This is a genomic window from Oceanicaulis sp., from assembly GCF_051859625.1.
Taxonomy (GTDB): Bacteria; Pseudomonadota; Alphaproteobacteria; order Caulobacterales; family Maricaulaceae; genus Oceanicaulis.
The window spans coordinates 299,818-321,382 of the sequence record NZ_JBHYFH010000001.1; the positions used below are offsets into that span (position 1 = coordinate 299,818).

Below are 21,565 nucleotides of genomic sequence, written 5' to 3' on the forward strand. Positions count from 1 at the left end.
AACATTTGGCGCGTGCGCCGTCCTCGGGACAGCTGAGCGCAATCAGCCGCTTAGCATGAGACTAGGCGCGTTGACGCGCCGCCAGCTCCTGCTTCACCCGTTCGGCCAGCTGCTGGATGTCGAAGGGTTTGGGCAGGAAAGAGATCTCGAGATCATCAGACAGGGTGTCGGAGAACTCTTCCTTGGCGTAGCCGGAAATGAAGACGATTCGCGCGCTGCCCAGAAGATGCCGCGCCTCCTTGAGCAAGCCGGGACCGTCGAGTCCTGGCATCACCACGTCCGAGATCAGAAGATCAAAGCTCTCCGGCTCATTCTCCAGAATCTCGAGCGCCTCTTCACCGTCACACGCTTCAACCACGTCATAGCCGCGGCGCACCAGCGTCTTGGCGGCGATGGCGCGCACCGCGTCTTCATCCTCCACAAACAGGATGCGGCCGCGCCCGGCGAGGTCAGAGGGTTCAGGCTCGGCGGTCTTGGCCGCTTCCTCGCGGGCGAGCTCGGTTTCCTCTTCCGCGCTCGGCACATGGCCGGGCAGATAGATGTGGAAGGTCGTGCCCTTGCCCACTTCAGAATCCACAAACAGGAAACCACCCGATTGCTTGACCACGCCATAAACCGTCGCCAGGCCCAGCCCGGTGCCCTGCCCGGCCTCCTTGGTGGTGAAGAACGGCTCGAAGATCTTCTTCAGCGTCGCCTCGTCCATGCCCGTGCCCGTGTCGGACACATGGATCGCGGCCCAGTCGCCATCCTTGGGATTGGGCGCGCCGGCGCGCGCGACGTCTTCGGCGGTGACCGCCTCGGTGACGATGGTCAGAACCCCGCCGCCCTGCGATTTCATCGCGTCGCGGGCGTTGGTGGCGAGGTTCACGAGGATATTGTCGATCTGGTTGCGGTCTGCGCGCACCAGCGGCAGATCGCGGCCATGCTTGATGTCCAGCCGTACGGTCTCTTCCAGGATCTGGCCCAGCATGATCGAGCAATCAGACAGGACGTCAGAGACGTCAAAAACGGTGTTGCGGAAGGTCTGCTTGCGCGAGAACGCCAGCAGCTTTCGCACCAGCCCGGCCTGACGGGTGACGGTGGAGTTGATCTGCTGCAAATCCTGATAGGAGGGATCGCCCACCGGGTGCCGGTTTAACAGCTCGCCCACATTCAACCGGATGGCGGTGAGCATATTGTTGAAATCATGGGCCACGCCGCTGGCGAGCTGGCCGACCGCCTGCATCTTGCCAGCCTGGGCGACCTGTTGCTCCAGCGCTTTCCACGACGACACGTCCACCACATAGGCGACGCGCTTGCCGTCGCGTGACGGCGACAGGAAGACCTGCACGGCGCGCTCGCCGTCTTCGCCGGCTTTCAGACGCACTTCGCTGGGTTCGCCGCGTCCGGCCAGGGCCGACGCCAGCACATTGTCGATGCGGCCGTCATCGCCGAAATCAAACAGGTCTTCAAACTTCGCGCCCGGCACGGCGCCGCCGCCCGACAGCTTGAGCAGGGCCGGGTTGGCGTCCTCGATCACGGCGACCGCCGGATCAGCGTCATCCAGACGCGCCACGCCAAACGGGGCGGTGGCGAACATTTCATCAAACGAGCCGCCAGCCAGCGAGCTGGCGCCCGAAGATGTCTCACGCGGCTCAGGCGCCGCCACGGCAGGAGGCGCGCCGGTGGCCGACAGCTCATAGACCACGGCGCGCGCCTTGGACGGGCGCTCATCGCTCCAGCTGACGCAGATCACCACCGGGCTTTCCTCGCCGTCCACCCGCTTGAGACGGGCGTCGAGCCGGATCACACCGTCCGCGCCGCGCGATTGCGCAAAGGCGTCGGCGGTGTCGCCCGTGGTGATGTCCTGTAATTTCAGCGCGGCGTCTTCGCCGACCCCGACCCAGCTGCGCAAGGTGGCGTTGGCGGCCAGCACCCGGCCCTCGGCATCAGCGGAGAACAGGCCGACCGGCGCATGATCGGTCCAGTCCGGCGCCATGTCTGCGTCCAGCGAGCCGTCATCGCGCAGCTCGGAGAAGCGCCACAAGGTCGCGCCGTCTTCCAGGGCCGAGATGTCGGCGCTGTAAACCACGCTTTCACCGCCGCCCAAAGGGATGCGGCCGACAATTTCACGGGCTGTTTCGCCTGCGCTCGCCGCCCGGTTGAGACGATAGACCGCCCCCGCGCCGGCGCCGCTGAACAGGCGTTCGGGGGCTGCGGGCGTCCCGGCGCCCCTGGCTCCGATCAGCGTGTCCGCCAGTTTGACATAGGCCGGATTCGCCCAGGCCACCCGGCCTTGCGCATCCGTGATCAGAACCGGATCGGGCCAGAGCCCCATGGCGGTGGCCGCAGCCCCGCCCGCACGCTTGCGCTCGCCGCCTTCAAGCAAGGAACGCCCCGCGGTTTCGCCCGCCGCCAGCGCATACATCAAGAGCAGCGCGACCGACGCGATGCCGGACAACAAGATGACGCCGTTCCATCCCGCGCCCGCGCCGGCGACAATCGCCACAGCCGCAGCAGCCAGAGCGCCCAGGCTCGCCACCCAGAAGATCAGCCGGGTCAGGGGCCGGGTCAGCGCCCCCTCGCCCGCAGCCGGCTTTGCAGCTGGTGCAGACGCCGGATCAGCGACGGGCTCAGCCACGGCGTCGGTGCGTTGGGCGGAAAGCGGGAGGTCTGACATGACAGGCTCCGGTTGGTGCAGGCCGGCACGCCGAATGGCGCAATGGCGGATCCATGATTCGAACACGCAGTCTCACAGGTTAAAGTTAACCATATTTCAGCGAGACGGTACGAAATCCTGTTTTCAGCGTCCGGATCAGAACTTCGGCGCCTTGCCCGCCAGCGTCAGCACGTATCCGATCACCTTGGCCACCGCCGTGAAATGTTCGGGCGGGATCACTTCCTCCAGCTCCACGCTGGCGAACAGGCCGCGCGCCAGAGGCGGGTCCTCGACGATGGGAATGTTATGTTCCTTGGCCAGTTCGCGGATGCGCAGCGCGACATCGTCGGCGCCCTTGGCCACACAGATCGGCGCGGGCGTACGGCCTTGCTCATATTCCAGCGCCACGGCGTAGTGGGTCGGGTTGGTGATCACCACGGCGGCGTCCGGCACGCGCGCCATCATGCGCCGCTGGGCGCGCTCATGACGGATCTGGCGCAGTTTCGCCTTCACCATGGGATCGCCTTCGGTATCCTTCATCTCATCGCGGATTTCCTTGCGGCTCATCTTGTTGCGGTCGATGTACTGCTTGCGCTGAAACAGGAAATCGAGCACGGCGATGGCGGTGTAGGCGATCAGGGCGGCGATCATCAGCTGGATGGCGGCGGTATAGACCTCCTGCAAGATGCCGATGGGCGCTACGCCCGGCATCACCGCCAGCTCATTGCGCCGCGGCCAGAGCGCCAGAGCGATGGCGAGCCCGACCACCGTCATCTTGGCGACGCCCTTGAAGAAGTTCATCCAGCCCTCAGGCCCGAACATGCGGGTCAGGCCCTTGATCGGGTCAAGCTTGTCGAGCTTGGGCGCGATCTTCTTGGGCGTGAACATCACGCCGGTCTGTATCAGATTGCCGAAGATCGCCGCGACCAGCAGCATGGCGAAGGCCAGGCCTGTCACCACGACCAGGCGCAAGGCGGTCGCCGCCGCCAGGGTCACCGCGCCAGTTGGGTCGACCGCCAGTTCATGGGGCTGGGCGAGAAACACCTGCAGCATCTCCGCCAGGCTGCGTGACATGCCCGGCGCCAGAAACGCCAGCATCGCCAGCCCCGCAGTCAGGGTGAACCAGCCCGACACCTCCTGGGATTTGGGAACATCGCCTTCCTCGCGCGCCTGCCGGAGTTTTCGGTCTGTCGGTTCTTCTGTCTTTTCTGACTTGTCTTCGCCTTCCGCCATGACGCCCGCCTCAGTTCAGCGTCGCGGTGAAGCGCTCATAGCGCTCCGCCCACAGCATCACCATGGCGCCCAGGGACATGGCCAGAATGGAAAAGCCGATCAGGATGTTGAGCGGCATGGCGATGAAGAAGATCTGCGCCTGCGGCATCAGGCGCGAGAGCACGCCGAGCCCCAGATAAAAGACCAGGCCGAACACGATCAGCGGGCTGGCGATCTGAACCCCGATGACGAAAGCGTCGATGAACAGGCCCAGGGCCCAGAACGCGGCGTCTCCCCACATCGGCGCTTCGCCGGCGGGCATCAATTCATAGGATCCCGCAGCCGCCAGCAACATCTGCTGATGAAGCGGCGTGGCCAGAACGATGACGATGAAGATCAGATTCAGGAACTGGGCGGGCAGCACGCCGGCCTGGCCCTGGGCGGGGTCAAAGGACTGCGCCATGGCGAGGCCGGTCTGGTAGCCGATGATCTGGCCCGCGATCGCGCCGGCGGTCAGAAGAATGCGCGACGCTGCGCCGATCATCACCCCGATCAGGGTTTCGAGCGCCACAAGAACGCCGACGCCCGCAAGCGTCTCTGGCGGCGCCGGCAGCATCGGCGCGATGGACGGGCCGACCACAAAGGAAAAGGCCAGAGCAAAGGCGAGCCGCAACCGCACCGGAATCGACGTTTCGCCGATACCGGGCATCAGCATCAATATCCCGCCCATACGCGCAAACACCATCGCGGCTGCGAAAAGAGTGAGGGAAAGATCGAAACCGGCCAGCATGGCCGTCAGCCTGCGATGATTCGGTCGGCGATCGTTTGCATGAAACCGTTCAGAAGCGCGCCCATCATCGGCAGGAAAATCAGAAGCGCCAGAAAGATCACGATGATTTTCGGCACGAAGACCAATGTCATTTCCTGCACCTGGGTCAGGGCCTGAAACAGGGCGATCAGAACGCCCACGGCCAGCCCGATCAGCATGACCGGCGCCGCCATGCCCAGCATCACCCAGATCGCTTCCGCGCCAATATCGAGGACTTCGCCCGCGGTCATGATGGCTTCCTTCTGATGCGCTCACAGCGCCGCAATGATTTCATGCACGGATTCTATGCCGACGCGCAAAGTTCCAGAGGTAAAGTTTTATGCGTCGCGCTTTGTTTAACGATTTGTCATGTTGGCGTGCATTGGCGCAATCGCCGTCCGGGTGCAGCATGGCGCGCAATAGGGCGGACGTGTATCCGCCTTCGGGGAGACAATTTTATGATCAAGACACTTCTTTGCAGCGCGGCCTCTGTCGCACTTCTGACCGCTGGCGGCGCATTGGCGCATGACGGCGCACACGTCAGCGCCAACCTGGCCAGCGCCGCGACGGTCGCGCAGCAGGCTGAACAAACCGAAACCGAGCGCCTGTACGCGTCCTTCCAGGAAGCCTTCCTTGAGGAAGTGTCGCGCTCGCCGGAGGTCCAGACCTATCTGGGAATGATTTCCGACATCGACGCCTATGGCCGGTGGGATGACCGCTCGGACGCGCGCCAGATCGAGGATTTCGAGCGCGGCCAGCGCCGGGTTCAGGAGATGCAGGCCGAGTTCGACCGCGACCTGCTGACCGATGCCGGCAAGGTGTCTTATGATTTCGCGATCAGCATCGCCGAGAATGATGCGCGCCAGTTCGCCGTGCGCGACAGCCGCTATGTGTTCTCGCCCATGGGCGATTCTGTCTCTGACCTGACCACGTTCCTGATCAACAACCACCGGGTTGCGACGCAGGAACACGCTGAGGCGTACGCCTCGCGTCTGGAAGGAATCGGCGAGGTCATCGACACGCTGACTGAACGCGCGGAAGAACGCGCGGCGAACGGCGTCACCTTGCCCTTGTTCGCCTATCCACGCCTGACCGCCTCGGCCCAGTCTCAACTGTCCGGCGCGCCGTTTGAGCAAGGCGCGGAAGACAGCGCGCTGTTCGCCGACTTCAAAGCCAAGGTCGACGCGCTCGACATTGACGATGACGCCAAGGCCGAGCTGGTCATGCGCGCTGAAGACGCGCTCCTGAACGTCTATGTGCCGGCGATGGAGCGCTATATGGCGGCGCTGGATCGCATGGAAGCGATGTCTGACGATCGTGACGGCGTGTGGAAACTGCCCAATGGCGAAGCCGCCTACGCCGCCTCGCTGGCGCAGTTCACCACCATTCCGGAGATGACCGCCGAAGAGATCCATGAACGCGGCCTCGCCGAAGTCGAACGCATTCATGGCGAGATGCGCGAGATCATGGCCCAGGTCGGCTTTGAAGGCAGCGTGCAGGACTTCTTCGCCTATATGCGCACCGCAGAGCAGTTCCAGCTGCCCAACACGCCCGAAGGCCGGCAGGAATATCTCGACCGCGCCACCGCCGTGATCGAGCACGTGATGGAGGTCGCGCCGCAATATTTCGACACCCTGCCCGAAGCGCCGCTGGAAGTGCGCGCGGTCGAGCCCTGGCGTGAAGCCACCGCCACCGGCGCCTTCTACAACCAGCCCGCGCTCGATGGCTCTCGCCCCGGGTATTACTACGTCAACCTGTCCCAGATGCAGGACAATCCCACCTATCTGCTGGAAAGCCTGTCGCTGCACGAAGGCGCGCCGGGGCACCACTTCCAGATCGCGCTGACCCAGGAACTCGAGGACGTGCCGATGTTCCAGCGCTTTGCGTGGAACTCCGCCTATGGCGAAGGCTGGGCGCTGTACACCGAATGGCTGGGCAAGGAGATGGGCTTTTACGAAGACCCGTATTCAGACTTCGGCCGCCTGTCCTATGAGGTCTTCCGCGCCGCGCGCCTGGTGGTCGACACCGGCATCCACCACTATCAGTGGGACCGCCAGCAAGCGATTGATTACATGCTGGAAGCGACCCCGATGACTGAGGGCGACATCACCCCGGAAGTCGAGCGCTATATTGTCTGGCCGGGTCAGGCCGTCTCCTACAAAACCGGCATGATGTTCATCCAGGGGCTGCTGTTCCAGGCCCAGGAAGAACTGGGCGACGACTTCAGCTGGGGCGGGTTCCATGACGCGGTCCTGACCGCGGGCCCGCTGCCGCTGCCCATGCTGGAAGACCGGGTTGAGGCCTGGATCGATACTGTGAAAGCAGGCTAACCCCCTCACCCCGCCTGCTTCACAGCAGAAACCCCGCAAGGCCTGCAGCCTTGCGGGGTTTTTCATGCCTGCTTTCAAGGCGTGACCGCCACGCTCAAGGCCAGACTCAGCATACAAAAACGCCCCCGAGCCTGGCTGCGGGGGCGCTTTGTTTCAGACCTGCGAGAGGCGTTAGATCGGCATGCGCAGGATTTCCTGATAGGCGCGGATGACCTGGTCGCGCACGGCGACGACGCTTTCAAGCTGGACTTCAGCGGCGGCCACAGCGGTGACCACATCCACCAGCTCGGCCTGACCGGTCGCGGCCTGGGCGCTGAGCTGTTCAGACTGGCTCAGCGTCTCCTGAACCGATTGCACGGCGTTCATCACCATGTCGCCGAAATCACCGCCCTCGGTCTTGGCGAGCTCGGCGGCGTTGTTCGTGGACGGCGAAACGCCGGCGGCCTGCTGGGCGGCGGCGGTATAGGCGCGGATGGCGGCGAGATCCATAAGTCAGCCCCTTTCTAGAGCCGGCGGGAAAGCGTTTAACGACGCAACAGGTCGAGCGTGCGCTCAAGCATGCGGCGCGTGCCTTCCACCATGGTCAGATTCGCTTCGTAGGACCGCTGCGCATCGCGCATGTCCATCAGCTCGACCAGCGAAGACACATTGGGATATTTCACATAGCCCTCGCCATCAGCCGCCGGGTGGCCGGGCTCATAGACCATGCGGAAATCTGATTCATCGAGCGTGACGTCATTCATGCGAACCAGCTCGGTGCCGACCTGACGGTCAAACTCGGACTGGAACACCGGGATCTGGCGCTGATACGGATTTTCGTCCGGCGTGCGCGCCGTGGAATCCGCGTTCGCCACGTTCTCCGCAATGACCCGCATGCGCGAGGATTGCGCGCGCAGGCCGGCTGCGGAGATCTGCAGGGTTTCAGAGACGCGATCGACCATAGCCGTCTGCCTTTCTGGCGTTGCTTAGGATCACTGACCCGGCGAGCGGCTCGCCATACGGATCATGTTCAGGCTCTTCTGATACAGGCTCAACGCCGTCTCGAACCGCATCCGGTTGTCGTTGGCGTCGACCATCTGTTCCTCGATCACGACCGAATTGCCGTTCGAGGTGGTTTCACTGTCCGGCGCAGTCTCGGTGCGGAATTGCCGCGAACCGGACGCCCCGCCATCCCCGCCATAATGCATGGCGTGCGTGGTGCGCAGCCCGCCGCCGGCCTGGGCCTGCCCGGCCAGCACGCGCTCAAACTCGCTGCGCGGAACATCACTGGGCGTGTATCCGGGCGTGTTGGCGTTGGCCACGTTTTCAGCAATGACGCGCTGACGGGCGCCGTGATAGCCCATCGTGTCACGCAGCATGGACAAGAGCGGTATGTCGTCAGGGCGCATCGGCGCCTCCGCCAGAGTTAACTTTGCATTCATCACCCTGAGCCGAGCCGGTTAAGGAGAGCTTAACTCCCTCGCCGACTCCCGTTAGGGCTTTTAGCAAGGATGAGCGACTGCGCCTCTCCAGCTGATGAGAACGGGACGAAGCGACTTTGGACCAGCTTGATATCATACGGTATTTCGCCGCCCTGATCCTTGTCTTGGGCCTTTTAGGCGGATTCGCGGTGGTCGCCAGACGCGCGGGCTGGATGGGGCCGATGCCGATGCTGGACCGCTGGTCCGCGCCGACGCGCAAGCGCCGCCTGTCCATCACCGAGACCTTGATGCTCGACCCGCGCCGCAAGGTGGTGATCGTGCGCGTGGACGACGCCGAACATGTGCTGCTTCTCGGCGCGGAGCGCGAGCAGGTGCTCGACCGCGCCCCCGCCAAGGAAGAGCCTGTGTTCGAACCGGTCGCCCCGGACTCCCTTGAGACTGAAGCGGAAAACCCCGGCGCTTCCGTCACACGGTTGGGGCAGAGCCAATGAAGATCGCGCGCTGGATCCATCTCGGCGCCCTGATCACGTTCGCCCTGGGGCTGGGCCTGATCGGCGCGCCGGACGCCCATGCCGCGGCCGGGCCGGGTCTGTCGATTTCGCTGGGCGGCAATGACACGGCCCTGACCGAGCGCGTCTTGCAGATGATCGCTCTGCTGACGGTGCTGAGCCTGGCGCCGTCCATCCTGATCATGACCACGAGCTTTATCCGGATCGTGGTGGTACTGTCGCTGCTGCGCACCGCGATCGGCCTGCAGCAAAGCCCGCCGAACGCCGTGCTGATCTCGCTATCGCTGTTTCTGACCGCCTTCATCATGTCGCCGGTCTTCACCCAAGCCTATCAGGACGGCGTGGAGCCGCTCCTGAATGGTCAGATCAGCAATCAGGAAGCCTTCACCGCCGCCGCACAGCCGGTGAAAGCCTTCATGCTCGCCCATACCCGGGAAGAGGATCTGGGGCTGTTTTTGAACATTTCTGGCGAAGAGCCTGAATCCCCGGAAGCCACACCGGTCTATGTGGTGGCGCCTGCGTTCATGATTTCAGAATTGAGGCGCGCCTTCGAGATCGGCTTTCTGCTGTTCATCCCCTTCCTGATCATCGATCTGGTGGTGGCCAGCATCTTGATGTCCATGGGCATGATGATGCTGCCGCCCGTGATCATCTCACTGCCGTTCAAGCTGATCTTCTTCGTGCTGGTGGATGGCTGGACTTTGGTGATCGGATCGCTGGTTCAAAGCTTTGAACGCATGCCGCCGGGCGGCTGATCAGCTTTCAGGCCCTGAGACTTCATCATAGCGACCGAACCCCGCCATCAGCGCATCAGTGCGCTGGACATTCGCGATCTGGCCGACCAGCGAGCTCAACCGGCTGTCGCCGGGCGCAACCGAGCGGTTGGCGACGGTGCTGAAAGCGGCGGCGTGTTCAGTCTCTCCCATGGCCCGACCATAGCGCGCGACGACCCGGTCCATGCCGGCTTCATCCGATACCAGCGCATAGGCGATCAGGGCGCGCAGCACATCATGGGCTTCTGCTGAGCTGAGCGCCCGGTCAGAGCGCCAGCGATCGCCCAGCAGCGCTTCCATCAGGCGTCCGGCTTCAGACCAGTTGCGCCCTTCCCAGGCGATGTCCGCGCGCAGGCGGTCCGCTTCAGGGCCCTGATCATAAGCGACCAGTTCCAGCGCATGTTCGGTGCGCCCCAGCGCCGCCAGAGCGCGAGCCTGAAGCACGCGGCGTTCATCCACCAGATCGTTTGGAAGCCCGGCGATGCGGGTGCTGTCGAGCGCCCGCAAAGCGTCGGATGCGCGATTATCAATCAGATAGACCCGCGCCAGATCGGCGGCGACTTGAGCGCGCGCCAGCGAGGTCATAGTCACCCGCCGTTCGAACACCTGGTGCGCCAGAAGCTCTGACGCCGGCTCCAGCAGGTCCACCTCCACCAGACGGGCGGCGATGCGGCGCGCCATGCGCAATCCGTCCGGCCCCGGCGGCGTCAGGTCCTGATGCTCATACCAGAGCGCCAGCGCCTCCATCGGGTCCATGCGGTCGCCCTGCCCGTTGAGGAAAATGTCACGGAACAGCGTTTCCAGGCGCACGCTCAACCGGCGCGCCTCGGGTGTGTTGGAAAAGCGCGACAGCGCGCTGGACATGGTGTTCAGCGCTTCAGAGAACCGGCCAGCATCCGCATAGACCTCGCCCAGCATGGTCGAGGCTTCAACTTCCACATCATCGCCGCGCCAGCGAAAGCGCAGGCTCTCAAGGGCCTCGACCGCTTCATCGGCCGGGATGCGGTCATTGGTGAACTCAAGCCTGACTTTTTCTAACAATGCGCGGGCTCGGGCCGGTCGCCAGTCCGAGCGGCTCAGCGCATCATAGAGCGCAATGGCCTGATCCACATCGCCGGACGCCGCGGCGAGCCCGGCCTGGACCATCGCCGCTTCCGTGCGCGCTTCAAGGTCGAAATCTTCCGCCTCGACCACATTGAGCAAGGGCTCGACAGCCCCAAGATCATTGGTCTTGAGCACCGCCATGGCGTGCAGGGCCGACAGGCGCGCGCGCCAGACCGGATCAAAGAAATAGATCGCTTCGCGCCCTTGCTCGAACCGCCGACGCGCCTGCGGCCAGTCGCCCAATTGGGCGGAGACGGCGCCGCGCCAGGATTGCGCGGCGGGATCGTTCAAAAGCACCGGATGGGACAAATAACGGTCCGCATCTTCATAGCGCCCCATCATATAGCTGGCGACGCCGCGCAAGGCGGCGATTTCCGGACTGGCGTCCAGCGAGGGGTTTTCCTCAACCGCCAACTCGATCAGGCCCAGCGCTTCAGCCGCAAGCTGCCATCCCAGTTTGAAGCGCGCCAGATTGAGAATCGCCGCCGGGTCCAGCTCCGAGGCCCGGCGCTGCAAGACCACCATCGAGTCGCGGTAATCGCCCTCGCCCCGATAGGCCGCCAGATCCAGAAAGCCGGGCGTGACGGGACGGTCCAGCGAGCCGGACAGACCAGGCGTGGCCGCCCGTGTCAGGGCCAGACCGCCCGGACGGCTGAGATCGGCGCCGCCCGCGCGCACGGTGAAGATGAGGTCATCAGCCAGAGGCTGCAACGCGACGCCTTGAGTGGAGGGCAGCATCACCGCTTCCACATACTGGCGGGGTGAAATCACCCCGTATTTCTCGCCATCACTGGTCAGCACCAGAATGGAATCGCCCACAACCGGGTCGGTCACGGTGCGCACGCTGCGCGCGCCATTGAAATTAAAGCGCAGGCGTGCGGGGCGGTTCACGCCGGTCTCGCGCGTCACGCGGATCGGCGCGGGCGGCTGGTCCACCGTTTCGCTAAAAGTCAGAACCCAGCTGGTTCCCACGGGACGCACATCCGTCTGGGTGGAGTTCGGCGCTTCGATCCGCATGGCTGTGTAATCCGCGCCACGCAACACTTCATGATTGCGAATATGGCGTCCGGCCAGCGTCGCCATCTCACCCACATCCAGCTCCGCGCTGGCGTCAAACACCACCCAGATCGCCTGCCCGCGACGAAACACGGCCGCGCCCGGCAGCGAGGCCCAGGGAATATTGAGCACCACATCGGTGCCGTTGCGCCGCGCTTCCACCCGCACGATCCCGTCTTCAGGCACAGGGTCGGGGCGCGCTTCGACGTCAGGACGCTCAAGGTTCGGGGTCTCGAAATCTGGCGTATCGAGCGCTTCATCACCGCCGCCAGCCGGCTCGACGCTTTCAGACGCGGTCGGCGCCTGGGCTTCAAGCTGATCGGCATACTCTGACAGGGCCGCCAGAACGGCTTCTGCGCCGCCAGCCGCGCCCAGGGAGACGTCAAACACCACCCGCCCCGGCTCATCAGACCAGACCCGCGCTTCCGCCCCTGACGCCAGAAGGAAGGACAGCGACAGACTGTCCGCCGGTCGCTCGGTCACGGCGTCAATGAAGCGCGGCGGCGCAGCGGTCAGCGGCGCCAGGTTCAGCTCAGCCGCCCGTGAAAAGGTCAGCACGGCGCGCCCGTCGGCCTGCTCCAGCGAATAAGTCACAGCCTCGGGCCATTGAAACACGATCCGCGAATACTCAGCCGCTTCGCCAATGCGCATGTCCACGGGCAGCGCAGGCGGCGGCGCCGCTGCGGCTGCAGCCGCAGCGGCCGCCTGGGCGCGCGCCTGACGGGCGCGTTCAATCTGGGCCAGCTCATAAGGGCTGACCACATCAGCGAGCGGCGCTGCGCCGGGCGGCGCGATATCAATGGCGATAATGTTGTGAGACACAGACACCCGGCTTTCCAGGGTCTGGTTCAGCGCCAGCCGCAAGGTCCGCCCATCCGGGTCCAGACGCGCCATGGCGATGTAATCGGGCGCCGCGGCGGTGATCTCCGAGACGTCCGCTTCGATCGGCTCGGACAGTCGGGCCACCAGCACGGCGCCGGCGGCGACTTCCGCATCCGCGCTCAGACCGTCACCATCCATTTCGGGCAGGCTGATCTGGACGCGGGTCGTCTGGCCCTGCCTCGACACGTCGATTTGCGCCGGCGACTGGGCCAGGGCCGACGCCGACAGCACGACGCCCAGCGCCGCACTCGCAAACAAGGCGAGCCGCTTATCCTGCCGCCGCTTCAAGGCGGGCCTCCGCTTCCGCGGTTGTTTCGGGCGGTTCAGCGCGCATGCGCAGCATGAAGGTCAGCTCGGCGGCGAAGCCGGGATCCATCTCCGCCATGACGGCGGCGAACTTGCGTGCGTTCGTGGTCTGCAATTGTTCAGCGACCAGCAGCAGCGTCGTCTCGTCGGTTTCACGCATGGACGTGAGAATGCGGGCCGCCGCGTCGGGCTCGAGCTGGGAATACACGGCGACGATGGCGTCCACCTGCTCTTGCCGGCGGTCATCAAGCATGCCCAGCAGTTCGCGCACTTCATCGCGCAGGGCTTCCAATTCGGTGACGCGATCATCCACGCGCAGCTCCGCCACAGACAATAATTGCTCACGCGTATCAAGCTCGGCTTCGCGTTGGTCCAGCGTCCGCCGGCGTTCCGCCAGGCGACGCTCCAGCCCCAGCTGAGCTGTTGTCGGCGCGGCGCGCGGCGCAGGCGCGGCTGAAGGGGGCGGCGCTGCAGGCGGCGCCGGTCCCTCATCCACGACTTCTTCCGGTTCTTCCCCGCCTGACCCGCCATGCCCGTCATCCGCCGGCGGGGCCGCGGCTGCGTCGGCGCGCTCGGAAATCAGCGTCGCAGCTTCATCGACCAGCGAGAGGGATTTCAAACCCAGAAGCCCGGCCAGGACGACCGCCAACAACATGAGGGGACGGACGGGCGTCATGATCAGCGCAGCGCCTTCAGCGCGTTCAGGCGGCGACGGGAGCGTGCGGTTTCAGGGTCTTCATCGTCAGCGCGCGGCGCCTCGCGTCGCGGACGCTGGGTCAGGCGCTGGGCGCTCATATCGGCTTCTCCGGACAAAAAGCGCAGCTCATCAGCCAGCTTCTGCGCCCGTTCGGTTTCTTTTCGCAGACTTTCCCCGCCATCACGGCTCGCACGGTCCAGCGCCCCCAAAGTGGCGCGCGCGCGTTCCACCGCATCGTTCAGCGCGGAAATGGTCCCCACAAGACCGTCCTGGCCATTGCGCAAGGCCCGCAAACGGCGATCCACACGCCAGCACATGACCACCGCCATAGCCAGAAGGATGCAGACAAGAGCTTCGAAAGCGAAACCAGCGAGCGTCATGAGAACCCCATCAAACTTTTCTTCGCCATCGCACTCAGCGGACGATCCAGGCGAACCCCTATGTTGTGCCCGATTCGGCCCATATGACCGTGCGTCAGCGGAACATCATCGCAGCGCAGCTCGATCAACCCGTCCGGGCCCGCATCCAGCATCAAGGTGTCGCCGACCTTCAGATTCATCACTTCGCCCAAAGGCTTCTGCATCTCATCCAGAACCGCGCTCACCTCCATCTTGGTGGACCACAATTCAGTGGCGAGGTGGCTTTCCCAGATATTGTCGCGGCCGAACTTCTCACCCATGAACTGCTGCAGCAGCATTTTCCGGATGGGTTCGAGCGTGGCGTAAGGCAGCAAGAGCTCGATGCGCCCGCCGCGGTCTTCCATGTCGATGCGCAGCTTGACGAGGATCGCGGCGTTCGCAGGCCGGGCGATGGCGGCGAAGCGCGGGTTGGTCTCGACCCGGTCGAGATCGAAATCCACTTCCGTCAGCGGCGCGAACGCCTGACGGGCATCGGCCAGCACCACTTCGATCATCCGCTGGACCAGCGTGCGTTCGATGGTGGTGTAGGGCCGGCCTTCCACGCGCATGGCCGAGGTGCCGCGCCGTCCGCCCAGCAGAACGTCCACGATCGAATAGATCAGGTTGGAGTCCACCGTCAGCAGGCCGTAGTTATCAAGCTGCTTGGCGCGGAACACCGCCAGGATCGCCGGCAGCGGGATCGAGTTGAGATAATCGCCGAAGCGGATGGACGAGATGTTGTCGAGACTCACTTCCACGTTGTCGGACGTGAAATTGCGAAGGCTCGTCGTCATCAACCTCACCAGACGGTCAAAGACGATCTCCAGCATCGGCAGGCGTTCATAGGACACCAGCGCCGAATTGATGATCGCCCGGATGCCCGAGCGCTCATTGGCGTCGTCGTCAGAAACCGAGAAGCCCAGAAGGGAGTCGATTTCTTCCTGATTGAGGATGCGTTCGGGGCCGGAAGACTGCTGGGCCGGCAGGAAGGTTTCACCATCCCCGTCGACCATGGCCTCCCATTCGGACGCCAGGTCGTCGCCGTCATCGCCCAAGGAGTCAAAGTCAGGCTGTTCGCCCGCAGCAGCGGCCTCCCATTCAGCCGCCATTGCATCCTGATCGATATCGTCGTCCAACGCAGGTCTCCGCTATTGCTGCATCACGAAACTGGGCAGCAGAACGCCGTCCACAGTCTTGGGGGCCAGCACCAGATTGGTGCGGCGGATCAACTCCATCCGAATGCGGTGTGATCCGGTCGAGCCGTCAATGTCTTCGACCCGCAATGCGCGGAAAAAATCCACATATTCGTCGCGCAGCAGGATCTGAACGTCTTCGCGCGCCAGAAGTTCGGCCACATCGTGGTCGGAATAGGCGAGCGCGATCTGCACTTCCAAAAGCACCGACCGGTTGTCCGGGCCGGACATGTCCACGATCAGCGGCTCTTCAAAGCGAAACAGCTCCGCCAGATGTTCTTCGGTCGCTGCAGCGCCGTGACCATCCCCATGACCATCGGCAGAGGCTTCGCCATGTTCTTCGCCATGCTCGCCCTCGGCGAGAACCTCTTCGTCGCCGCCGCCCAGGAAAAACAAGGCGCCCGCCACCCCGGCCAGGATGACGAGGATCACAGGCAAGCCGATGAAAAGGATCATCTTCTTGAGGCCGCCCTTCTTGGCTTCCTCTTCGCCCTCTTCACCTTCGGCGCCCTCTTCGCGCGTTTCGTCTTCGGTGTCTTCAGCCATGAAGCTGATTCCCTCGCCTTACGGATTGGCCCAGTACAGCCAACGATTAATCAGTGCTGCGGTTAACGATCCGTTTGGAAACGGCTTCGCTGGGCAGATTTTTCCCCTTTGTGTGGGCTCGACAGGCAAGGCTGGCCGCCCAAAAGCGCCGCCCCTTCAATCGCATGTATATTTTTCAGTATGTTAACCATGGCACGGTGTTTGCCATGAGTCTGGGGACGCTGCCAGAAGTCGCAGCAACCGCCTTCAGAAGGACGCCTGGCGATGGACAACACCATGCTGATCGGACTGACCCGCCAGCTGACCTTGCGTCGGCAGATGGATGTGGTCGCCAACAATATCGCCAACGCCAACACCCAGGGCTTCAAGGCCGAGCGCATGATGCTCGAACCTGACACCGCCTTTCGCGCCCGCCATCAAGACGGCCCCAACCGCGCCCAGTTCGTTGACGAATGGGCGATGGGCCGGGATTTCTCTCAAGGCGCGCTCACCAATACGGGCCGCCCGCTGGATCTGGCCTTGCAGGGCGACGGCTTCTTCATGGTGGAGATGGACGGGGTCGAGCGCTTCACGCGCGACGGCGCCTTCACCCTGAACCCTCTGGGCGAGCTGGTCGCCAGCGACGGCGCGCAAGTGCTGGACGCCGGCGGCGCGCCGATTGTGCTCAATCCCAACGCCGGTCAGATCGTCATCGGCGAGTCCGGCGAGATCACGCAGAACGGACAGGTCATCGCGCAAGTGGGCGTCGCCCAGTTCGCCGATCAGGGCGTTCTGACCAAAACCGGCGACAACCGCTACGCCGCGCCAGAAGACGCCGAACGCGTGATCGAGGAGCTGCCGCAGATCAAGCAGGGCTTTCTGGAAAGCTCGAATGTGCGCCCCATGCTCGAAATCACCACCATGATGCAAGTGAGCCGCGCCTACACGTCGGTCACCCGCATGATCAAAGACACCGACGAACTCAGCCGCAAGGCCATTGACCGTCTTGGTCGCCCATAACGCTCTATTCTGAAGGAGGCCGCAGCCATGCGCGCATTGTCCACCGCCGCCACCGGGATGGAAGCCCAGTCACTGGCCGTCGAGGTGATCTCTCACAACCTCGCCAACATGAACACGATCGCGTTCAAACGTCAGCGCGCCGAGTTCGAAGACCTGCTCTACCAGACCGTCTCCCAGCCGGGCGCCAATTCCTCGGACGCGGGCACCATCGTGCCGACCGGCGTTCAGGTCGGCCTCGGCGTCAACGCCGGCTCGGTCTACCGCATCGCCGAACAGGGCGGCTTGAGCGAAACCGGCAACGACTATGACGTCGCGATCTCCGGCTCCGGCTATTTCCGCGTTCAAATGCCAGACGGCAATGACGCCTATTCCCGCGCCGGCAATTTCTCGCTGAGCCCGAACGGCGAGATCGTCACTGCAGACGGCTACAGCGTCATGCCGGGCATTGTGGTGCCCAATGAAGCGCGCCAGGTGGTCATCAACACCCAAGGCCAGGTGCAGATCCTGCTTGATGGTCAGCCCGCGCCTCAGATTGTCGGTCAGCTCGAACTCGCCACCTTCCCCAACGAAGCCGGCCTTGAGCAGATCGGCGACAACCTTCTGCTGGAAAGCGCCGCGTCGGGCGCGCCCAATCTCGGCGCCCCCACCGATCCCGGTTTCGGGCAAATCCGTCAGGGCTTTGTGGAAGTGTCCAATGTGGACGCCGTCACCGAGATCACATCTCTCATCCAGGCCCAGCGCGCCTATGAGATGAACGCCCGGGTCATCACGGCCGCGGACGAGATGCTCGCAACCTCCTCCAATCTGCGCTGAGGAAAGGCTAAGCCATGCTTCGCACCCTCACCCTTGTTCTGGCGCTTTCGACGGGCGCCGCGGCGGCGCAAGAGGTCAGCACGTCCGTGGTGCTCAAGGAGCGCCTGGTCAGCGCCGACGCCGTCATCACCCTGTCCGATCTGTTCGACATCACAGGCGAGGCCGGCGACATCCAGCTCGCTCGCGCCCCGGCGCCGGGACGAGCGATTTCGCTGGACCCCGACTTTGTCCGTAACGCAGCGGCGCGCGAGGGTTTCCACTGGGCGAACGCCGGCGGCGTTCTGCGCGTCACCGTCGAACGCGAGGCGCGCACGGTCAGCGCGTCAGACATTTCCGATCTGGTTCAGGAAGCGCTCTATGTGGAGACCGGCCACGCCTATGCGGTCAATCTCTCCAATATGCGCCAGGACCTGTTCGCGCCGGCTGACGCCATGGGCGGGCCGGAGCTGATCAGCTTTGACCATGACGCCAGCTCGAACCTGTTCCGCGCCCAGATCGCGGCGTATCCGGGCGGCGACCCCCTCACCGTGTCCGGCCGGGCGCAGCGGGTGACCAATGTGCCGGTGCTCAACCGCACCATTGCGCGCGGCGAAACCATCACCGCCGCTGACGTGGACTGGGTCCGCCTGCCTGAAAGCCAGGTGCGCGGTGAAATCCTGCTGGCTGAATCAGATCTTGTCGGCATGTCCGCCAAGCGCGCCCTGAGCCCGGAGCGCCCCTTGCGCAGCTTTGACGTGGAGCCGCCCATTGTGGTGGAGCGCGGTGAGCTGGTGTCCCTGGTCTATCAGGTCGGCCCGCTGATGCTCAGCGCCCAGGCCCGCGCCCTGGAAAATGGCGGCGAAGGCCAGTTCATCCGTTTTCTGAACCTGCAATCGAACCGCACGGTTGAGGCCTGGGTCGAAGCCCCCGGCCGCGCCAGTGTCCTTGGCGGCCGCAGCGCCGCGCGCCCAAGCGAGTCCTGAGCCATGATGTCCAAACGCTTTTTGATGTGCAGCGCCGTTCTTCTGGGCGCCTTGTCTCTGACCGCTTGCGCGACCACGGACCGCCTGTCCTATGTGGGGCAGACGCCGCCCATGAATGATATCAACAACGCTGCAGCACTGACCGGTCAGGCAGGCGCCAACGGTCCCACCGCCGGCCAGGCGGAAGCGGCGCGACTGGCCCGCGCCCGCGCCATCGCCGAAGCGCGCGCCCAGTCTTCAAACCCCAACTCCCTGTGGCGGTCGACCAACTCCACGACGTTTTTCGGCGATCCCCGCGCCGCGCATGTGGGCGATATCCTGACGGTGAGCATCGACATCGCCGACAGCGCCACAGTCTCCAATCAGACCACGCGCTCGCGCACCACGTCCGAAGACTCAAACCTGACCAATTTCTTCGGCGGGGAAGCCGCGCTCAACCAGTTCTTCAACGACGCGGTCGATCCCGCCAGCCTCGCGAGCTTCGGCTCGGCCTCCTCCACCCAGGGCGCGGGCAATATCAATCGCTCCGAAAGCATTTCGATGACCGCCGCAGCGATCGTTGTGGACGTGCTGTGGAACGGCAATCTGGTGATCCATGGGCGTCAGGAAGTGCGCATCAACAATGAAGTGCGAGAGCTGCTGATTTCCGGCATCGTCCGGCCTCAGGACATCGCGGCGGACAACACAATCGACCATGAACAGATCGCCGAAGCGCGCATCTCATATGGCGGCCGCGGGCACATCTCTGAAATGCAGCGCCCGCCCGTGGGTCAGGAACTCTACAATCTCCTCTGGCCTTTCTAGGGCAAGCGCATGTCCATGACGATCACGCGGACCGAGCATGCAGACGGCCGTGTCCTGAGCATTCACATGACGGGCGTGAACACAGTGGCGCAGAGCCTCGCCAATGCGCCAAAGCTCGGTCAGCGCGTGCGCGATCACGGCTATTCGGGCTTGATCATGAATTATCAGGGCTGCCGGTTTGACCATACGATCGGCCAGTTCACACAGGTCGCCGAGGCGCTCCATGAAGCGCTGCCTGAAGCCATCCGCATCGCCTATGTCTACGATGACGGCAATCTGATGCACGCCGCTTACATCACACGGCTTTTAAGCAAATCCGGGCGTCCGGCCCGGGCCTTTGACACTCACGCGCTCGCTCTCGCCCATGCTCAGAGCGAAACCTGACGCCAGTCAGTGACGGGCTTCGAAGTCGAACACACTTAAGCCCTTCAACGTAAATAATTATCAATCAAGCTGTGTGAACGTGGTCATTGATCTCATACAGCTTTTGATAGGCGCTGGATTAATGACGGGCTGGTCTTTCGAACGCGTGGAAATGCCGGAACTTGGCATTCTGCGCTATAACATCTCAGGTATGGAAACCAGCGAGCTCACCGCCAAAGCCCAAATCGCCCTTTGTGATCGCTTGAAAAAAGAACCGCAATGGACGGGCGTCCTGTTCGATTACAGCCGCAACCAGTTGAGCTATACCCTCGCCGAGTTCACCGACCGGCTGAATTATATCGTTCAGCATTGTCCGCCGCACGTGAGGCTGGCTTATGTGTTTAACGCTCAGACACTGGTGGTGACGGCTCGGGCCTCAAAGCTGCTGACCAAGGCCGGCATTAATGCGCAAGCGTTCTCGAACGCGGATGAAGCGCTTGAGTTTCTCAAAGGTAATGAGGACTGGCGCCGTCAGGCCTAGGCCTGACGTTCATCCAGCTAATTGTCGCGGTGGACCCGCTCGGACCGCTCGTGGCGCTCCTGGGCTTCAAGGCTGAGCGTCGCTACCGGGCGCGCATCCAGACGCGCCAGAGAGATCGGCTCGCCCGTTTCCTCGCAATAGCCGTACTCGTCTTCCTCGATCCGGCGCAGCGCCGACTCGATCTTCGAGATCAGCTTGCGTTGACGATCCCGGGCGCGCAGCTCCAGCGCGCGATCGGTTTCCGTCGACGCCCGATCCGCAAGGTCGGGCAAGGCGCCGATATCTTCTTGAAGGTTTGAAAGCGTCGAACGGCTCTCTCGAAGGATTTCATCCTTCCAAGCCAACAACTTCCGCCGGAAATATTCTTTCTGGCGTTCATTCATGAAGGGTTCGGACTCGCTGGGACGGTAGCCCGTCGGCAGCTCAATGCTTGAATCCATAACACTCATGAGACCGTCTCCGTATGCAGCCCCCGCCGGCCTGAGCGCGGCGGAGAATATCGACCGTCAAGTTCAAGTCAATCTGCTCATACGGTTGCAGAGCAAATTCGACAGGACGATGATGAAGATGTGACGGTCGCATCGCCCCCTCTGGCAATGCGATCAGGCGCTTAGTTTGGCCAGTTCAACGGCGGCGCGAATTTCCACTTCGTCCAGCGCCGCTTCCAGACGCGGGTCATGGGTGGCGTCGCGGCGTGATTGCAGCGTCTCCATGAGCTTGACCAGCGTATCCCGCGGCAGCACGCCGTCCAGAAGCGCCAGCTTCAGATCGTCGAGAATGTCGAGAAGAGAGAAGGCCCGCTCGGTCGCCTGGCGCTTGGCCGTGACCGCATCGCCTGCACCCTGCAGCGCCAGCAAGGCGTCAACCGACCCGATGGCCGAGGCGCCGCTCAGCGCAGATGCAGAGACAGATCCACTCGATGACGACGCGCCCTCAGGCGAAAAACCCGAAGCTTTTGAAGCTTCACCTTTACGCTTGGCGCCGGATGCCCCCTGTACGGGCCGGGATGAATTGACCTTCATGATGCCCTTCGAATCCTCTCAAAGCATGAGACAACAGTGCTTAATCAAACTTAATGAGTGCTTAAAGCGCTCACTCGGCAGGATTTGCCCTCGCTCCATGCAATACAGCGGCCTCGGCAAGGTTTTCCCAGCCACCCCTTATATTTTTCAATGCCTTGACGCGTCTGAAACTGGCATGGTTCTCGCAA

23 protein-coding genes are annotated in these 21,565 nt (G+C 63.5%); 9 read left to right on the forward strand and 14 right to left on the reverse strand.

The features are described 5' to 3' along the window. Positions 1 to 61: 61 nt before the first annotated feature. The 4 genes from ACTIGF_RS01485 to fliQ form a co-directional block, all read right to left on the reverse strand. The gene (locus tag ACTIGF_RS01485) at positions 62 to 2,659 is read right to left on the reverse strand and encodes an ATP-binding protein (RefSeq protein WP_439635181.1); all 2,598 of its coding nucleotides are present in this window, start codon (positions 2,657 to 2,659) and stop codon (positions 62 to 64) included. A 135-nt stretch (positions 2,660 to 2,794) separates the two neighbouring features. Beyond that, positions 2,795 to 3,871, reverse strand: coding sequence for a flagellar biosynthesis protein FlhB (gene flhB / locus ACTIGF_RS01490; protein WP_439635182.1), 1,077 nt, complete (start codon positions 3,869 to 3,871; stop codon positions 2,795 to 2,797). Between the two features lie 10 nt (positions 3,872 to 3,881). Continuing rightward, complete coding sequence (gene fliR, locus ACTIGF_RS01495; RefSeq protein ID WP_439635183.1) at positions 3,882 to 4,640, reverse strand: flagellar biosynthetic protein FliR; 759 nt, start codon at positions 4,638 to 4,640, stop codon at positions 3,882 to 3,884. 5 nt (positions 4,641 to 4,645) lie between these two features. Continuing rightward, the gene (gene fliQ / locus ACTIGF_RS01500) at positions 4,646 to 4,909 is read right to left on the reverse strand and encodes a flagellar biosynthesis protein FliQ (protein ID WP_022699958.1); all 264 of its coding nucleotides are present in this window, start codon (positions 4,907 to 4,909) and stop codon (positions 4,646 to 4,648) included. Between the two features lie 207 nt (positions 4,910 to 5,116). Between fliQ and ACTIGF_RS01505 the strand changes: the two genes are divergently transcribed. Further along, positions 5,117 to 6,988 carry a DUF885 domain-containing protein gene (locus tag ACTIGF_RS01505; RefSeq protein ID WP_439635184.1) on the forward strand — a complete coding sequence of 624 codons (1,872 nt, stop codon included), beginning with the start codon at positions 5,117 to 5,119 and terminating at the stop codon, positions 6,986 to 6,988. A gap of 171 nt (positions 6,989 to 7,159) precedes the next feature. Here ACTIGF_RS01505 and fliE read toward each other — a convergent pair whose 3' ends face one another. From fliE to ACTIGF_RS01520, 3 genes are read right to left on the reverse strand one after another with little or no spacing between them, the layout of a single operon-like run. Continuing rightward, entirely contained in the window at positions 7,160 to 7,477 is a 318-nt protein-coding gene (gene fliE, locus ACTIGF_RS01510; protein WP_439635185.1) for a flagellar hook-basal body complex protein FliE, read from the reverse strand. A gap of 35 nt (positions 7,478 to 7,512) precedes the next feature. After that, positions 7,513 to 7,929: a flagellar basal body rod protein FlgC gene (flgC, locus tag ACTIGF_RS01515; protein WP_439635186.1), complete on the reverse strand. Its 417-nt coding sequence runs from the start codon at positions 7,927 to 7,929 to the stop codon at positions 7,513 to 7,515. A gap of 30 nt (positions 7,930 to 7,959) precedes the next feature. Beyond that, the gene (locus ACTIGF_RS01520) at positions 7,960 to 8,376 is read right to left on the reverse strand and encodes a flagellar basal body protein (RefSeq protein WP_439635187.1); all 417 of its coding nucleotides are present in this window, start codon (positions 8,374 to 8,376) and stop codon (positions 7,960 to 7,962) included. 149 nt (positions 8,377 to 8,525) lie between these two features. Between ACTIGF_RS01520 and ACTIGF_RS01525 the strand changes: the two genes are divergently transcribed. Next, positions 8,526 to 8,900: a flagellar biosynthetic protein FliO gene (locus ACTIGF_RS01525; protein ID WP_439635188.1), complete on the forward strand. Its 375-nt coding sequence runs from the start codon at positions 8,526 to 8,528 to the stop codon at positions 8,898 to 8,900. Then, positions 8,897 to 9,673 carry a flagellar type III secretion system pore protein FliP gene (gene fliP / locus ACTIGF_RS01530; protein WP_439635189.1) on the forward strand — a complete coding sequence of 259 codons (777 nt, stop codon included), beginning with the start codon at positions 8,897 to 8,899 and terminating at the stop codon, positions 9,671 to 9,673. The genes ACTIGF_RS01525 and fliP overlap by 4 nt, the downstream gene beginning before the upstream one ends. Here fliP and ACTIGF_RS01535 read toward each other — a convergent pair whose 3' ends face one another. The 5 genes from ACTIGF_RS01535 to ACTIGF_RS01555 all read right to left on the reverse strand — a co-directional run bounded on the left by ACTIGF_RS01535 (position 9,674) and on the right by ACTIGF_RS01555 (position 15,873). Next, on the reverse strand, positions 9,674 to 13,021 hold the full coding sequence (locus ACTIGF_RS01535; RefSeq protein WP_439635190.1) for a tetratricopeptide repeat protein: 3,348 nt from the start codon (positions 13,019 to 13,021) through the stop codon (positions 9,674 to 9,676). Further along, a complete protein-coding gene (locus tag ACTIGF_RS01540) occupies positions 13,002 to 13,715 on the reverse strand; it encodes a MotE family protein (protein WP_439635191.1) in 714 nt (237 codons plus the stop codon). The genes ACTIGF_RS01535 and ACTIGF_RS01540 overlap by 20 nt, the downstream gene beginning before the upstream one ends. A 2-nt stretch (positions 13,716 to 13,717) precedes the next feature. Then, complete coding sequence (locus tag ACTIGF_RS01545) at positions 13,718 to 14,116, reverse strand: DUF6468 domain-containing protein (RefSeq protein ID WP_107712806.1); 399 nt, start codon at positions 14,114 to 14,116, stop codon at positions 13,718 to 13,720. Continuing rightward, positions 14,113 to 15,147: a flagellar motor switch protein FliM gene (fliM, locus tag ACTIGF_RS01550; RefSeq protein WP_375550199.1), complete on the reverse strand. Its 1,035-nt coding sequence runs from the start codon at positions 15,145 to 15,147 to the stop codon at positions 14,113 to 14,115. Before fliM ends, ACTIGF_RS01545 begins: the two co-directional genes overlap by 4 nt. Positions 15,148 to 15,282: 135 nt before the next feature. Then, on the reverse strand, positions 15,283 to 15,873 hold the full coding sequence (locus ACTIGF_RS01555; RefSeq protein WP_439635192.1) for a flagellar basal body-associated FliL family protein: 591 nt from the start codon (positions 15,871 to 15,873) through the stop codon (positions 15,283 to 15,285). Between the two features lie 264 nt (positions 15,874 to 16,137). On the opposite strand from ACTIGF_RS01555, the gene flgF reads away from it, so the two are divergent. The 6 genes from flgF (at position 16,138) to ACTIGF_RS01585 (ending at position 20,355) form a co-directional block, all read left to right on the forward strand. After that, positions 16,138 to 16,872 (forward strand): flagellar basal-body rod protein FlgF, encoded by a 735-nt coding sequence (gene flgF / locus ACTIGF_RS01560; protein ID WP_439635193.1) that lies wholly within the window; start codon positions 16,138 to 16,140, stop codon positions 16,870 to 16,872. A 27-nt stretch (positions 16,873 to 16,899) separates the two neighbouring features. Next, positions 16,900 to 17,685, forward strand: a complete 786-nt coding sequence (gene flgG, locus ACTIGF_RS01565; protein ID WP_439635194.1) for a flagellar basal-body rod protein FlgG — start codon at positions 16,900 to 16,902, stop codon at positions 17,683 to 17,685. Positions 17,686 to 17,699: 14 nt separating this feature from the next. Next, the gene (gene flgA / locus ACTIGF_RS01570; RefSeq protein ID WP_439635195.1) at positions 17,700 to 18,647 is read left to right on the forward strand and encodes a flagellar basal body P-ring formation chaperone FlgA; all 948 of its coding nucleotides are present in this window, start codon (positions 17,700 to 17,702) and stop codon (positions 18,645 to 18,647) included. Positions 18,648 to 18,650: 3 nt separating this feature from the next. Next, positions 18,651 to 19,451, forward strand: coding sequence for a flagellar basal body L-ring protein FlgH (flgH, locus tag ACTIGF_RS01575; RefSeq protein ID WP_439635196.1), 801 nt, complete (start codon positions 18,651 to 18,653; stop codon positions 19,449 to 19,451). A 9-nt stretch (positions 19,452 to 19,460) separates the two neighbouring features. Continuing rightward, on the forward strand, positions 19,461 to 19,835 hold the full coding sequence (locus ACTIGF_RS01580) for a hypothetical protein (protein ID WP_439635197.1): 375 nt from the start codon (positions 19,461 to 19,463) through the stop codon (positions 19,833 to 19,835). A 79-nt stretch (positions 19,836 to 19,914) separates the two neighbouring features. Next, positions 19,915 to 20,355 (forward strand): hypothetical protein, encoded by a 441-nt coding sequence (locus tag ACTIGF_RS01585; protein WP_439635198.1) that lies wholly within the window; start codon positions 19,915 to 19,917, stop codon positions 20,353 to 20,355. Positions 20,356 to 20,372: 17 nt separating this feature from the next. Here the strand turns inward: ACTIGF_RS01585 and dksA are convergent, their stop codons facing one another. Together dksA and ACTIGF_RS01595 are read right to left on the reverse strand one after the other, a co-directional pair. Continuing rightward, positions 20,373 to 20,795, reverse strand: a complete 423-nt coding sequence (gene dksA, locus ACTIGF_RS01590) for an RNA polymerase-binding protein DksA (protein ID WP_439636636.1) — start codon at positions 20,793 to 20,795, stop codon at positions 20,373 to 20,375. 162 nt (positions 20,796 to 20,957) lie between these two features. After that, positions 20,958 to 21,377: a flagellar assembly protein FliX gene (locus tag ACTIGF_RS01595; RefSeq protein ID WP_439635199.1), complete on the reverse strand. Its 420-nt coding sequence runs from the start codon at positions 21,375 to 21,377 to the stop codon at positions 20,958 to 20,960. Between the last annotated feature and the right edge of the window lie 188 nt (positions 21,378 to 21,565).

Bases quoted from the DNA above. Each gene is read 5' to 3' on its own strand.
- ACTIGF_RS01485 (WP_439635181.1), bottom strand. From the start codon at position 2,659: ATGTCAGACCTCCCGCTTTCCGCCCAACGCACCGACGCCGTGGCTGAG.
- flhB (WP_439635182.1), bottom strand. From the start codon at position 3,871: ATGGCGGAAGGCGAAGACAAGTCAGAAAAGACAGAAGAACCGACAGAC.
- fliR (WP_439635183.1), bottom strand. From the start codon at position 4,640: ATGCTGGCCGGTTTCGATCTTTCCCTCACTCTTTTCGCAGCCGCGATG.
- fliQ (WP_022699958.1), bottom strand. From the start codon at position 4,909: ATGACCGCGGGCGAAGTCCTCGATATTGGCGCGGAAGCGATCTGGGTG.
- ACTIGF_RS01505 (WP_439635184.1), top strand. From the start codon at position 5,117: ATGATCAAGACACTTCTTTGCAGCGCGGCCTCTGTCGCACTTCTGACC.
- fliE (WP_439635185.1), bottom strand. From the start codon at position 7,477: ATGGATCTCGCCGCCATCCGCGCCTATACCGCCGCCGCCCAGCAGGCC.
- flgC (WP_439635186.1), bottom strand. From the start codon at position 7,929: ATGGTCGATCGCGTCTCTGAAACCCTGCAGATCTCCGCAGCCGGCCTG.
- ACTIGF_RS01520 (WP_439635187.1), bottom strand. From the start codon at position 8,376: ATGCGCCCTGACGACATACCGCTCTTGTCCATGCTGCGTGACACGATG.
- fliP (WP_439635189.1), top strand. From the start codon at position 8,897: ATGAAGATCGCGCGCTGGATCCATCTCGGCGCCCTGATCACGTTCGCC.
- ACTIGF_RS01540 (WP_439635191.1), bottom strand. From the start codon at position 13,715: ATGACGCCCGTCCGTCCCCTCATGTTGTTGGCGGTCGTCCTGGCCGGG.
- ACTIGF_RS01545 (WP_107712806.1), bottom strand. From the start codon at position 14,116: ATGACGCTCGCTGGTTTCGCTTTCGAAGCTCTTGTCTGCATCCTTCTG.
- fliM (WP_375550199.1), bottom strand. From the start codon at position 15,147: ATGGTCGACGGGGATGGTGAAACCTTCCTGCCGGCCCAGCAGTCTTCC.
- ACTIGF_RS01555 (WP_439635192.1), bottom strand. From the start codon at position 15,873: ATGGCTGAAGACACCGAAGACGAAACGCGCGAAGAGGGCGCCGAAGGT.
- flgF (WP_439635193.1), top strand. From the start codon at position 16,138: ATGGACAACACCATGCTGATCGGACTGACCCGCCAGCTGACCTTGCGT.
- flgG (WP_439635194.1), top strand. From the start codon at position 16,900: ATGCGCGCATTGTCCACCGCCGCCACCGGGATGGAAGCCCAGTCACTG.
- flgA (WP_439635195.1), top strand. From the start codon at position 17,700: ATGCTTCGCACCCTCACCCTTGTTCTGGCGCTTTCGACGGGCGCCGCG.
- flgH (WP_439635196.1), top strand. From the start codon at position 18,651: ATGATGTCCAAACGCTTTTTGATGTGCAGCGCCGTTCTTCTGGGCGCC.
- ACTIGF_RS01580 (WP_439635197.1), top strand. From the start codon at position 19,461: ATGTCCATGACGATCACGCGGACCGAGCATGCAGACGGCCGTGTCCTG.
- dksA (WP_439636636.1), bottom strand. From the start codon at position 20,795: ATGGATTCAAGCATTGAGCTGCCGACGGGCTACCGTCCCAGCGAGTCC.
- ACTIGF_RS01595 (WP_439635199.1), bottom strand. From the start codon at position 21,377: ATGAAGGTCAATTCATCCCGGCCCGTACAGGGGGCATCCGGCGCCAAG.